Raw genomic sequence first — 12,398 nt, 5'->3', positions numbered from 1 at the left:
CGATGCTTCCGGTATGACTGCACGCGGCTGGTTCCTGTTCTCCCTCATGGGAGTGATCTGGGGCATCCCCTATCTGATGATCAAGGTGGCGGTGGACGAGGTGTCCCCGTCGATGGTGGTGTTCGCGCGGTGCGCGGTGGGCGCGGCCCTGCTCCTCCCCCTGGCGATCCGCCAGGGAGGTCTCCTCCTCACCCTCCGAACCCACTGGCGCCCGATGCTGGCCTTCGCGTGTATCGAGATCATGGGCCCCTGGTTCACTCTCACCGACGCCGAACGCCACCTGTCCAGCTCGACGGCGGGCCTGCTCATAGCGGGCGTGCCGATCGTGGGCGTGGTGGCGGCCCGCTACTTCGGCGGCGACCGTGAGCACCTGGGCGTACGACGGATCGCGGGCCTCCTGATCGGCCTGGCCGGCGTGGGCGTCCTGACCGTCCCGCACCTCACGGGCGGCGACGCCCGCTCCCTCGGCGAGGTCCTGCTCACCGTCGTCGGCTACGCGACGGCGCCCCTGATAGCGGCCCGCCGCCTGAAGGACGTCCCGACGCTGCAGCTGATAGCCCCGTGCCTGACCCTGGCGACCCTGGTCTACGCCCCGGCGGCCGCGGCGACCTGGCCCTCTTCCGTCCCCTCGACGAACGCCTTGCTCTGCCTGCTCGCCCTGGGGGTCCTCTGCACGGCGGTGGCCTTCGTGGCGTTCCTGGAGCTGATCAAGGAGATAGGCCCCACCCGCTCCACCGTGATCACGTACGTCAACCCGGCGGTGGCGGTGGCGGCGGGCGCCCTCTTCCTGAGCGAGAGCTTCACCCCGACGATCGCCGTCTCCTTCGCGCTGATCCTGACGGGATCGGTGCTGGCGACGATGGCCTCGGCACCGAAGGGGGTGGCACGCCCGGTGCCGCGTCGTCCCGGGGGACGCAGCACCCGACAGCGGCTCCGCCGCGGGCCGGACCCCCGGCCGGAACGAGGCGAGGCGCGCGCCCGGTAACATGGTCGACACGGCAGACGAGCCGGGCGGACGGCCGCGTGGAGTCCCCTTGACGGGGGGCTTCCCGAGGAACGTCCGGGCTCCACAGGGCAGGGTGGTGGCTAACGGCCACCCGAGGCGACTCGCGGGACAGTGCCACAGAAAGCAAACCGCCGGGGACCTCGGTCCTCGGTAAGGGTGAAACGGTGGTGTAAGAGACCACCAGTGCCCAGGGTGACCTGGGCAGCTAGGTAAACCCCACCCGGAGCAAGGTCAAGAGGAAACACCCCGGTGTTTCTGCGCGGACGTTCGAGGGCTGCCCGCCCGAGTCCGCGGGTAGACCGCACGAGGCCGGCGGCAACGCCGGCCCTAGATGGATGGCCGTCGCCGAGGGCTCCGCGAGGAACCCTCGGAACAGAACCCGGCGTACAGCCTGACTCGTCTGCCGCTCCTCATTTTCGCAGGTCAGAGGCAATGTTTACCAGCTAAACAAACCATCGGGGTCGAATCCGGGTCGAATCCGTACTACAGGTATCGTCGTTTCTGTCTGCTGCCCATGCCGTATATCCGGGCATTCCGGGTGTCAAATGCGGTCCGCGGCCGCTCTGTAGCAGACATCTCGGCACGGATGCATTGGAAGTACATGTGCGAGGTGTCTCCTTGCCGACCCGCTCCGGCTGAACCTCGATCACCTATGGCGCGTCCGGCAGTGGAGCCCGTTAGAAGTGATCACTGGTGAGAGCGTTTCGCTGCTTGCTCCTGCCGGGTACTACTGCCGTTCTCGGCGGGAGTCCAGTCGAGCGGGGCGCGGGTGACGCGTCGGCCCACCTCGTGAACGCCGATGTCGACGCTGGTGAGGGAGAGGTGGCGGATCTTGGCGAGGAAGCAGTTGTCGAAGCTCGCCAGCTACAGGTGCGCGGGGACAGGGGAGCAACATGACCTCCTCCAACCGTTGGATTCGACCATCAACGGCCCCGTCCGGCAGGTGTTCGATATCGTCACCTAGGTCCGGTTCTGGCCCAAGTGGCATGTGCTGACCAGGTCCGTTCCCTGTCAAGCCCTACGTGTTGAACCTCTACAACCCGCCCGAGCCCTCGCCCGGTTGCCGAGCCGGTCACAGTCAGGCTCCGCGCGTCGTGTCGGGCGCTCGCCCCGGTGTCGGCTTCGGCGCCCAGGCGGAGAGGAGTTCGTAACCGACATGGGCGGCGGCCACGCCGGTGATCTCGGCGTGGTCATAGGCCGGGGCCACTTCGACAATGTCCGCGCCCACGATGTTCAGCCCACTCGTCGCGCGCAGCATCATGAGCAGTTCGCGGGAAGTGAGACCGCCGGACTCCGGCGTACCGGTGCCCGGTGCGAACGCGGGATCCAGGACGTCGATGTCGACCGAGATGTAGACCGGGCGGTCCTGGAGGCGGGCGCGCATCCGCTCGATGGTGCCCCGCACGCCTATGTCCTCGATCTCCTCGCAGCGGATGGGCACGAATCCGAGGGCGCGGTCCTGCTTCATGTCACCCGGGCCGTACAGGCCGCCGCGGATGCCGACGTGCATGCAGCCCTCGGGGTCGAGCAGTCCTTCCTCGGCGGCTCTGCGGAAGGGGGTGCCGTGCAGGTAGGGCGAGTTGAAGTAGGTGTCCCAGGTGTCGAGGTGCGCGTCGAAGTGCAGGACGGAGATCGGCCCGTGCTGAGCGTGCAGGGCTCGCAGGACGGGCAGGGCGATGGTGTGGTCGCCGCCGAGGACGAGCAGTTTCCCGGCGCGTTCGAGAACGGCGCGGGTGCCGTCCTCGATGGCTGCGATGGCGGCCGGGATGTCGTACGGGTGGGCGGCGATGTCGCCGAGGTCGACCACCTGCTGGCCGAGGAAGGGCCAGGCGTCGGCCTCCGGGTTGTACGGCCGTAGCAGACGGGAGCTGATGCGGATGTGCTGCGGGCCGAAGCGGGCGCCGGGGCGGTAGCTCACACCTGCGTCGAAGGGCACGCCGACGACCGCGACGTCCAGGTCTCCGGTCTCGTGGGGGCGGGGCAGGGAGGCGAAGGTGGTGGGTCCGGCGAAGCGGGGGACCTGGGTGAAGTCGACCTGGCCGACCACTTGGTCGAGGTGGACCCGTGGCTGCGAGGGCAGGGGGAGGCTCACTGCGCTGTCCTTTGTGTCGTGGGGATGCAGGGTGCGGGCGTGCGCGGGGGCCAGAGGCGCTGGTGACGACAGGCGGCCGACTGCGGGGTGGCTACAGACCGATCACTGTGGTCTTGAGTTCGGTGTAGTGGTCAACGGCGGCCGAGCCGAGCTCACGGCCGAATCCGGACGCCTTCACGCCGCCGAAGGGCAGTGTCGGGTGGAAGATGCCGTAGGTATTGGCCCAGACCGTGCCGGCGCGCAGGCCGCGGGCGACGCGGTGCACCCGGGAGACGTCCTTGCTCCACACGGAGGAGGCCAGGCCGTAGGCGGTGCCGTTGGCGAGGCGGATCGCCTCTGCCTCGTCGTTGAAGGGCAGCACGCTCAGGACGGGCCCGAACACCTCCTCCCGCTCGACGGTCTGGCCTGGGCGGACACCGGTGACCAGGGTCGGTGCGACGAAGAAGCCGTCCTCCGCCGGCAGCGAGCACGCAGTTTGCACGTTGGAGCCCTCCGCGGCGGCCTTCTCCACCAGCGTGACGACATGGTCACGCTGCTTGGCCGAGATGAGCGGGCCCAGCGTCGTGCCGGGTGCCAGACCGTGGCCGAGTGAGGTCGCGTCCGCCGTCCGCCGTAGGAGTTCGGTGACGAATTCGTCGTGGACGCGGCGGTCGACCAGCAGGCGGCTGCCAGCGACACATACCTGGCCGGCGTTGGTCCAGATGCCGGCCATCACGCCCTCGATGGCTGCGTCCATGTCGGCGTCCGCGAAGACGATTTGTGGGCTCTTGCCGCCGAGTTCCAGGCTCACCCTGGTCATCGTGGTGGCGGCGGCGCGCATGACCGACTGGCCGGTGCGGGTCGAGCCGGTGAAGGCGATCTTGTCGACACCTTCGGCCGCGGTGAGGGCCGCACCGGTCGCGCCGGCACCGGGTACGACATTGACCACACCGTCCGGGATGCCGGTCTGTGCGCACAACTGGGCGAAGTACGCGGTCGACAGCACCGTTTGTTCCGACGGCTTGGCGACGAACGTATTGCCGAAGGCGAGTGCGGGCGCGAGCTTGTACATCAGGATGGGCAGCGGATAGTTCCAGGGCGTGATCGCTGCGCACACCCCGAGCGGCTCGCGGGTTCCGGTCGCCAGGAAACTGCGGGGTGCGGGATAGACAGCACCCTCTGCCTTCGTGGCCCAACCCGCGTAGTAGCGCAGCACGGCGACGGCCTCGTCGACGTCGAGTCGGGCCTCGGCCAGGGTCTTGCCCGTGTCCAGCGCTTCGAGCTGGGCGACGGTCTCCGTGGTCCCTTCCAGCAGGTCGGCCAGGAGGCGCAGCTCGGACTCCCGCTGCTCGGGGTCGAGTTCACTCCAGCGGCCGTCGTCGAACGCGGTCCGGGCGGCTGCCACGGCGTCGTTCACGTCCTGGGCGGATGCGGCGGTGTACTCGGTGAGAGTCAGTCCGGTGCCCGGGTCGATCACCGCGATGCGGTCGTCGGAGCGGGCGGCGCGGAAGGAACCGCCGATGAACGGCTCCAGCGGCGGCTTCTCCAGCCAGGCGCGGGTGGAGGCCAGGAGGTTGTCGCGCACGACAGGCGCGAGACGGGTGGTCATGGCTGTTCACTCTCCGGTGTCGATGACGGAGTCATGGCCGTCACCACTGGGTGGCGATGTACTTGGTTTCCAGGAACTCGTGAATGCCGTGGCGACCGCCTTCGCGGCCGATGCCGCTCTGCTTGATTCCGCCGAACGGAGCCGCGGGGTCGGAGAAGACCCCGGTGTTCAGGCCGACCATGCCCGACTCCAGCCGCTCCGCCACCCCGAGTCCGCGACGCAGATCCTGCGTGTAGACGTATGAGCCCAGACCCATCTCTGTGCTGTTGGCCATGCTGATCGCCTCGTCCTCGGTGTCGAAGGAGACGATGGGGGCGACTGGCCCGAACAGTTCGTGGCCGAGCACGGGGGCGTTCGGCGGGACGTCGTCGATCAGGGTGGGTGGGAAGTAGTAGCCCGTGCCGTCAGGAGCGCTGCCGCCCAGGACGACTCTGCCTCCCGAGTCCACGGCGGACTGCACTGCCTCGGCCAGCGTGTCGCGCGTGGATGCGGATGCCATCGGGCCCACTTGCACGGAAGGAACGGTGCCGGGCGCGACCTCCAGGGCGGAGAGGCCGTCGGCGAGGCGGGAGACGAACTCGTCGTGCACGGATCTGTGCACGTAGAACCGGTTGGCCGCGGTGCACGCCTCGGCATTGTGACGCATCTTGGCGACCAGTGCTCCGGCGACCGCCGCGTCGATGTCCGCGTCCTCGAAGACGAGGAACGGGGCGTTGCCGCCCAGTTCCATGGACGTCTTCAGCACGCGCTCGGCGGCCTGCGCGAGCAGGGCGCTGCCGACCCGGGTGGATCCGGTGAAGGACAGGGCTCGCACCGGGCCGTCGGCGACCAGCTCGGCGGTCACTGTGACGTCACGGGAGGTCGGTACGACATTGACCACTCCGGCGGGAACGCCTGCTTCGGCGAGCAGCCTGGCCAGGAACAGCGCGGTCAGCGGTGTCTGCCAGGACGGTTTGACGACGACCGAGCAGCCCGCGGCGAGGGCGGGTGCGACCTTTCGCGTGATCATGGCGGCCGGCAGGTTCCACGGAGTGAGCAGCAGGGCCACACCGACCGGCTGCGAGATCTCGATGATGCGCTTGTCACCGGCCGGCGACAGGCTGAGGTGACCGTCGATCCGGACCGCCTCCTCGCTATACCAGCGGAAGAACTCCGCCGCGTAGACGACTTCTGCCTCGGCATCCGCGCGGGCCTTGCCGTTCTCGGCGGTGATGAGCGCCGCGAGCTGCTCCTTCGCGCCGATCACCAACTCGTAGGCACGGCGCAGGATCTCAGCGCGCTCGCGGGGAGGACGCCGGCTCCAGGCCGGGAGCGCGGCGGCGGCTGCTGCGGCGGCGGCCTTGGCGTCCTCGACGTCCGCGTCGGCGACTTCGGCGATGACCTGTTGGGTGGCGGGGTCCTCCACCTGGAAGGTGCCGGCGTTCGCGGCCTTCCGCCAGGTCCCGTCTATGAAGAGGTCGGTGGGAGTGGTAGGGATCACGAGGACACCTCTGCGGGATGGTTCGGGCGGAACTCGTCGTTGTCGGAGCCGAGTCGGGGCACCGGCCCCGGTCGCGCTCCCTGGCCGTCGAAGAGCAGGGGGAGGCGTGGCAGGCTGAGAAGCGATCCGTCCGGGCGCCGGGCGCGCTCGTCGTCGATGGGGGCGAACAGGCCGCGGTGGGCGAGCTGTGCACAGGCGCGGACGTCGGCGACGGTCTGCACGACTCCGGCCGGCTGACCCGCGGCACGCAGCGCCGCCGCCGCCTCGTGGTGGTCCATGTCCTTGGCCCACTCCTCCAGCAACGGGACGATGCGGTCCGCCATGTGTTCCGCGCGCTTGAGGGTGGTATCGAGCTCGGGGTCCGTCTCCAGCTCCGGATTCCCCAGCGCGGCGCAGCAGCGCCGCCACATCTCGTCGGTGGGGATGACGATGGACACCCACGCTCCGTCGCCGGCCCGGAAGGCACCGACCGGGCTGAAGCGGTCGATGCCGCGCGTGGGCACCTCACCGGTGTACTCGTGCAGCGTCAGGGGGCGTTCCAGGAAGGCCGCGCCGATGTCGTACATGGCGGCGTCGACGTGGGAGCCCTGACCGGTGGCGGCCCTGCCGACAAGGGCGGTGAGGATGCCGATGGTGCCGTAGATGCCGGACATCAGGTCCATCGTGCCCATCGGGGCCAGACCAGGCGGGCCGTCCTGCTCACCGATGAGGCTGGACAGGCCGCTCATGCCCTGGATGACCGAGTCGAAGGCCGGCCACTGCGCGTACGGCCCGCCAGTCGTGCCGAAGCCGGAGATCTCGCAGATCACCAGGCGGGGGTGGCGCTCGCGCAGCACATCGGGTGCCAGCCCCTGCCGGGCGAGGGAGCCCGGGCGCAGGTTGCTGACCAGGACGTCGGCCGTTCCGAGGAGTTGGTCGAAGATCTCCCGGTCGTCCTCGGCGCTCAGGTCCAGCTCGACGGACTTCTTGCCGCGGTTGTACGAGGCGAAGCCGCCGCTGATGTAGTCGTCGTCGGGTCCGACCTTGGGGTCGTACCAGCGACGGGGGTCCCCGGTCCCGGGCCGTTCTACCTTGATCACCTCAGCGCCGGCGTCGGCCAGCATCTGCGTGCAGTACGGGGCGGCGATGAACTGCTCCAGCGACACCACACGGATGCCGTCGAGCAAGTGGAGTCCGTCAGACATGGGTCCCTCCAGAAGTGCCGGCGACCAGCGCCACAGGGCGGAAGTCGAGGACGTCCACCGGCTCGGCCTCGGGCCCCAGGGTCCGTCCCCGGAGCCGGAAGCCGACGAGCGCACCGTCAGTGACCGGCAGGATGTCTTCGAAGGTCAGGTCGAACGACAGCAGGTCGTCTTCGAAACAGGGGGCGAGGTGGTCGCACGAGCGCCAGCCGACGACCGCTGCCAGCCCCGGTACCAGCCGGGACAGTGACGCCTGGGCGAGAGCGACGGTGTGACCGCCGTAGACCAGCCGCCGGCCCCGCTGCCCGCGGGCGGGGTCGCGATGGGCGGCGGCTTGGTTCTGGGTCAGGCGTACGAGGTCCAGGGCGCCGCTGATCGAGTCGCGCAGCGGATCGGCCGCCTGGAAGCCCTCGGCGGGCAGCGGAGCTCGCGACAGTCGGGCGAGATCCCAGTGCCCGGGTACGGCGGGCAGGAAATCGGCGAGGGGGCGGGTGGAGTCGGCACTGCCGATGTCTCCGGCCTCTTCCAGGCGGCCCTGGTCGCGCAGGGGCAGCAGGGCCAGACGCTCCAGAGAGGCGACCAGGGCGCCGTGCTCGTCACGCGTCTCGATGGAGAGCAGGACCTTGGCCCGTCTGCCCTTGCCGTTGTCGCGTGTGAAGGCACGGGCGACGGGAGTGACGGTCGAGGTCACCGTCGCTCCGATGTGCACCTGTCGGTGCAAGGTGACGTCGCGGTAGAAGAGGTTGGCGATGACGATCTTCGTTGCGACGGTCGACTGACCGATGGCGACCTGCAGGGCGAGCGCCGAGTTCACCACTCGCGCGTCCGCGCCGGTGACCGCGTGCGACAGCGGTGTGCTGAGGGAGAGCCGGGCCGGGTCACCGCTGAGGGCCTGGTACAGGGCGGCGGTGCCCTCGTCGATGGTGATGGCCGGCGCGTTGGGCAGGGGTTCACCGATGACGAAGTCGTCGCCGTAGGGGCCGTCCCAGGGGTGGGCTGTGTTCTGTTCGCTCATTGCCGGCCTTCCGCGAGGATGCGACGGGCGCGGTCGACGACGGGTTTGTCGACCATGGATCCGTCCACGGCGATCGCGCCGTCGGCGGGTGCGTCGGCCGCGGCGGTCGTCACGCGGCGTGCCCAGGCGACCATGTCGGCCGAGGGAGCGAACGCCCGTTGTACGAGCTCGAGTTGAGCTGGGTGGATACAGAGCTTGCCGGTGAAGCCGAGGTCGCTCTGTCGTTGGCAGTCGGCCCGGAGCCGGGGCTCGTCCTCGACAGCGGCGGTGGGGCCGGCAATCGCCGGGATGGCGGCGCAGGCCGCCGCGTTCACGATGCGCGCCTGGGCCCAGGAGGTGTCCTGGGCGCGGAGTCCGCCCGCCGCGGCGAGTTCCGCACGGTAGTCCAGCTCGCCGAACATCACGGCCCGTACGGCCGGGTGGGCAGCGATGGCGCGGGCGTCCTCGACTCCGTCGGGGCTTTCGACAAGCGCCACGAGCGGCAGGTCCGTGCGGGCCGCGATCTCGCGCACAGTGTCGGGGGTGGCTTTGGGCAGCACGAGGGCATCGAGGTGTTCTCCCTGCGCGTTCGCGAGGGCAAGGTCGGCGGCCAGATGTGGTGAGCCGACGGCGTTGACCCGCAGCCAGAGCAGCCGTTGTGTCGAGGCGAGCCGATGTGCCGACATCCGCACCAGCGAGCGGGCTTCCTCCTTGCCGGTGGCGGCGACGCCGTCCTCGAGGTCGACCATCAGCGCCGAGGCGGTGGAAGTCCGGGCCTTGTGCAGGAACCGCTCGGAGGAGGCGGGCACCGCCAACACGGTCCGGGGAAGGAGCACGCTCATGCCGGGCTGAACCTCACCGGGAGGGAGGCCAGGCCGTTGACGAAGTTGGAGTGCAGGCGCACCGGTTCGCCGCTGACCTCGATGTCCGGCAGACGGACGAACAGTTCCTCGAAGAAGATCGTCATCTCCTTGCGGGCCAGTACCGCCCCCAGGCAGAAGTGGGGGCCGCCGCCGCCGAAAGCCACATGCTGCTCCTCTGGCCGTTCGAAGTCGAGCTCACCGGCCCGTTCGAACGCGCGCTCGTCGCGGTTCGCGGAGGTGTACCACAGCACCACCTTGTCGCCCTTGGCGATCGGCTGCCCGGCGATCTGCGTGTCTCGGGTCGCGGTGCGCCGGAAGTACATCACCGGGGTCACCCAGCGGACGATCTCCTCCACCGCGCGCGGCGCGAGCCGATGGAAGTCCTCCTGCCAGCTGCGCCGCTGCTCGGGGTGGAGCGACAGGGCGTACATGCCCTGCCCGATGCTGGTCGCCGTCGTTTCGATGCCGGCGGTCACCAACAGGGCGAAGAACACCGCGATCTCGTGGTCGCTCATCCGCTGCCCGTCGACCTCGGCGGCCAGCAGGCGTCGCAGGAACGAGGCCGAGTCGTCGACCTGTTCCCGTGCCCGCGCGACCAGTTCCTCGGCGTAGGCGATGATCTCCAGCATGGCGTCGTACGCCTCGGCGGTGCCGTACGCGGACAGCGCGGTGCCGGTGAGCGCGACGAGCCGGGGCCGGTCGTCGGCGGGGACGCCGAGCAGCTCGCAGATGATCTGCGCCGGGAAGTCACCGACGATGTCCTGCATGAAGTCGCACGAGCCCTTGTCGACGACGCGGTCGATGCACCGGCGGGCGTGTGCGCGGATCGTGTCGCTGAGGGCCTCGACGGTACGGGGGGTGAGGACCCGGTTGACGATGGCCCGGTGGTGGGCGTGCGCGGCGCCGCTCATGTTGAGCATCCCGCCGAAGATGTGGACCATCTCCGGCGTCATGTCGACGATCTCGGTGCCGTGAGCGGAGGTGAAGGTGTCCTGGTCGCGGCTGACCTCGACCAGTTCCTGGTAGCGGACCACCGACCAGAACCCCCGGCCGCCCTCGGGGAACCAGGAGGAGGGCGGTTCGTCGTGCCAGTGCACGGCGCCTTCCCGGCGCATCGCGGCGAACGCCGCCTGCGGATCCGGCTGTGTCCAGAACTCCGGCAGGGCCGGGTTGGTGGGTGTGTCGATGTCATGCATGAGGTTCGGCCTGTTCTGCTGGCTGTGGGAAGGGAGGGGTGCCGAACGGCTCAGAGGTCGAGGACGAGCTTGCGGGACAGGCAGCGGCCGACGCAGATCATCATCGTCTCGTTGCTGTCGCGCTCCTCCGGGGTGAGGACCTGGTCGCGGTGGTCGGGCGTGCCGTCGAGGACGGTCGTCTCGCAGGAGCCGCAGTAGCCCTCTTCGCAGGAGAAGGGGACCTGCGGCACGACCTCTCGGACCACGTCGATCAGCCGCTTGTCCGCCGGCACGGTCAGGGTCCGTGCGGAGCGGGCGAGTTCGACCTCGAACGAGGTGTCGGTGTCGGTTCGCTCGCCGTCGGGTACGGGCTTGGCGCCGAAACGTTCCAGGTGGAGCGTGCCGACGGGCAGCAACGTTTCGCTGAGGGTCTCGGCGGCCTGGAGCATCGGCTCGGGACCGCACGCGTAGACCGCGGTTCCCTCGGGCAGGTCGGCGAAGGCGGCGGCGAAGTCCGGATGCCCCAGCTCGTCCTGCGGCACCAGCGCCACCTCGCCCCCGGAGGAGGCGGCCAGTTCGGAGAGTTCGGCCGTGTAGGCCATGGACGACCGGGTCCGCCCGCCGTAGATGAGCGTCCAGGGAGTCCCCGCGGCGGCGGCTCGCCGCACCATCGCCAGGATCGGAGTGACACCGATGCCGCCGGCCAGGAAGAGATACCGGTCGGCCTCGGCCAGGCGGAAGTGGTTGCGAGGTCCGCGTATGGACAGCAGTGAGCCCTCGGTGAGCCGGTCGTGTACTTCGGCGGAGCCGCCTCGCCCATCCGGCTCCCGGAGCACGGCCACTACGTACTCGTCGGAGCGTTCCCCGGGCCCGCACAGGGAGTACTGCCTGACCGTTCCCGACGGCAGGACGAGGTCGATGTGCGCGCCGGGCTCCCACGCCTCGAACGGCCCGTCGGCCGTTTCGGCCGGTACGAGGGTCAGCTCCATCACGCCCTCGGCCGCTTCACGCCGGCCGGCGATCCTCACTCGCCGGTCCCCGGGACTCGACGTCTGCTCTTGCGAACTCACCGGTCGGTCTCCGGCAATGCTGGTGCTCATGACCCGTGTCTCACTTTCTTTCTGATCGTCCGCCGGCGAACGCCCGGACACTCCACCGGTCAGGCGGCGGAGTTCTGACGAAGCGCGAACGCCATCTCGGCTCCTGAGTCAGCCACGACATCGGTGCCGTTGACCCACGTGGCCTGCGCACTGGCCAGGAACTCGACGACAGCGGCGATCTCCTCAGGACGCCCATTGCGTCCACCGGCGAGTTCCGTCAGAGGGTCCAGCTCCGCGTGTCCCATCGACGCGTAGAACGAGGGCAGGAGGGGAGTCTCGACCGCACCCGGACTCACGGTGTTGAGGCGCACGTGACCGCGGTAGCGCTGGGCGGCGAGGGAGGTCCACACGATGAGGGCCTCCTTGCTGCGCGCATAGGCGTCCTTGCCGTCGCGAAGCAGAGCGGCGCCTGTGTCGACGCCGCTTCGGAAGTCGGGCGCTTCGATCAGCCGGGTCACCTCGGCGAGGTGATCGCGCCAGTACCAGCCGGCGGTGGACGCCACGCTGACGACGGCGCCGCCCTCGTTCATGCGCGGCACCAGCCGGTCGGTCAGGTGGCGCAGCCCGAAGAAGTTGACGCCGAGGATCAGCGGGACCGGGGAGGCTCCGGAGACCCCGGCCACGTTGCACAGGACATCGGCAGGCCGGTCCAGCGCGTCCACGGCCGTGTCGATCGACGAGCAGTCGTTCAGATCGGTCTCGACGAAGTGAACCGGAGAGCCGGGCTTCCTGCGGTCGAGAACGATGACCTCGTCCCCCCGCGCCGTGAAACGACGGACGACGGCTTCACCGATGCCCGACGCCCCTCCGGTGACCACGACGGTGCGTGACCTGGTCATGGACTTCCCCTTACGAACCCGCGGCAACTCACTGCTGCGCCGTAGGGGCACGGCAGCGCCGGACACCCTCACGATGACAT

At 69.6% G+C, this 12,398-nt stretch carries 10 protein-coding genes and 1 other RNA gene; 2 read left to right on the top strand and 9 right to left on the bottom strand.

The genetic code is table 11. The features are described 5' to 3' along the window. Window positions 1-13 precede the first annotated feature (13 nt). Window positions 14-985: a DMT family transporter gene (locus tag OHB00_RS15775; RefSeq protein ID WP_406435362.1), complete on the top strand. Its 972-nt coding sequence runs from the start codon at window positions 14-16 to the stop codon at window positions 983-985. A gap of 18 nt (window positions 986-1,003) precedes the next feature. Then, window positions 1,004-1,409: RNase P RNA component class A (gene rnpB / locus OHB00_RS15770), an RNA gene on the top strand. A 675-nt stretch (window positions 1,410-2,084) separates the two neighbouring features. Here the strand turns inward: rnpB and speB are convergent. The 9 genes from speB to OHB00_RS15725 form a co-directional block, all read right to left on the bottom strand. Next, a complete protein-coding gene (gene speB / locus OHB00_RS15765) occupies window positions 2,085-3,098 on the bottom strand; it encodes an agmatinase (protein WP_406435360.1) in 1,014 nt (337 codons plus the stop codon). A gap of 91 nt (window positions 3,099-3,189) precedes the next feature. Beyond that, on the bottom strand, window positions 3,190-4,686 hold the full coding sequence (locus OHB00_RS15760) for an aldehyde dehydrogenase family protein (RefSeq protein WP_406435358.1): 1,497 nt from the start codon (window positions 4,684-4,686) through the stop codon (window positions 3,190-3,192). A gap of 40 nt (window positions 4,687-4,726) precedes the next feature. Next, on the bottom strand, window positions 4,727-6,166 hold the full coding sequence (locus OHB00_RS15755) for an NAD-dependent succinate-semialdehyde dehydrogenase (protein ID WP_406435356.1): 1,440 nt from the start codon (window positions 6,164-6,166) through the stop codon (window positions 4,727-4,729). Continuing rightward, a complete protein-coding gene (locus tag OHB00_RS15750; protein ID WP_406435354.1) occupies window positions 6,163-7,350 on the bottom strand; it encodes a CaiB/BaiF CoA transferase family protein in 1,188 nt (395 codons plus the stop codon). Before OHB00_RS15750 ends, OHB00_RS15755 begins: the two co-directional genes overlap by 4 nt. Further along, window positions 7,343-8,362, bottom strand: a complete 1,020-nt coding sequence (locus tag OHB00_RS15745) for a hypothetical protein (protein WP_406435352.1) — start codon at window positions 8,360-8,362, stop codon at window positions 7,343-7,345. Before OHB00_RS15745 ends, OHB00_RS15750 begins: the two co-directional genes overlap by 8 nt. Beyond that, window positions 8,359-9,183 carry an HpcH/HpaI aldolase/citrate lyase family protein gene (locus OHB00_RS15740; RefSeq protein WP_406435350.1) on the bottom strand — a complete coding sequence of 275 codons (825 nt, stop codon included), beginning with the start codon at window positions 9,181-9,183 and terminating at the stop codon, window positions 8,359-8,361. Before OHB00_RS15740 ends, OHB00_RS15745 begins: the two co-directional genes overlap by 4 nt. Further along, a complete protein-coding gene (locus tag OHB00_RS15735) occupies window positions 9,180-10,400 on the bottom strand; it encodes a cytochrome P450 (RefSeq protein WP_406435348.1) in 1,221 nt (406 codons plus the stop codon). The genes OHB00_RS15740 and OHB00_RS15735 overlap by 4 nt, the downstream gene beginning before the upstream one ends. Window positions 10,401-10,450: 50 nt before the next feature. Then, a complete protein-coding gene (locus tag OHB00_RS15730) occupies window positions 10,451-11,407 on the bottom strand; it encodes a PDR/VanB family oxidoreductase (protein ID WP_406435346.1) in 957 nt (318 codons plus the stop codon). Between the two features lie 131 nt (window positions 11,408-11,538). Next, the gene (locus OHB00_RS15725) at window positions 11,539-12,318 is read right to left on the bottom strand and encodes a coniferyl-alcohol dehydrogenase (protein ID WP_406435344.1); all 780 of its coding nucleotides are present in this window, start codon (window positions 12,316-12,318) and stop codon (window positions 11,539-11,541) included. Window positions 12,319-12,398 lie beyond the last annotated feature (80 nt).

Origin of the sequence: Streptomyces sp. NBC_00631 (genome assembly GCF_045206895.1) — a bacterium.
GTDB lineage: Bacteria > Actinomycetota > Actinomycetes > Streptomycetales > Streptomycetaceae > Streptomyces.
The sequence above is the reverse complement of the archived record's forward strand: the minus strand, read 5'-3'. Positions and strand labels throughout refer to the sequence as shown.

Bases quoted from the DNA above. Each gene is read 5' to 3' on its own strand.
- OHB00_RS15745 (WP_406435352.1), bottom strand. From the start codon at position 8,362: ATGAGCGAACAGAACACAGCCCACCCCTGGGACGGCCCCTACGGCGAC.
- OHB00_RS15740 (WP_406435350.1), bottom strand. From the start codon at position 9,183: ATGAGCGTGCTCCTTCCCCGGACCGTGTTGGCGGTGCCCGCCTCCTCC.
- OHB00_RS15735 (WP_406435348.1), bottom strand. From the start codon at position 10,400: ATGCATGACATCGACACACCCACCAACCCGGCCCTGCCGGAGTTCTGG.
- OHB00_RS15760 (WP_406435358.1), bottom strand. From the start codon at position 4,686: ATGACCACCCGTCTCGCGCCTGTCGTGCGCGACAACCTCCTGGCCTCC.
- OHB00_RS15750 (WP_406435354.1), bottom strand. From the start codon at position 7,350: ATGTCTGACGGACTCCACTTGCTCGACGGCATCCGTGTGGTGTCGCTG.
- OHB00_RS15775 (WP_406435362.1), top strand. From the start codon at position 14: ATGACTGCACGCGGCTGGTTCCTGTTCTCCCTCATGGGAGTGATCTGG.
- OHB00_RS15725 (WP_406435344.1), bottom strand. From the start codon at position 12,318: ATGACCAGGTCACGCACCGTCGTGGTCACCGGAGGGGCGTCGGGCATC.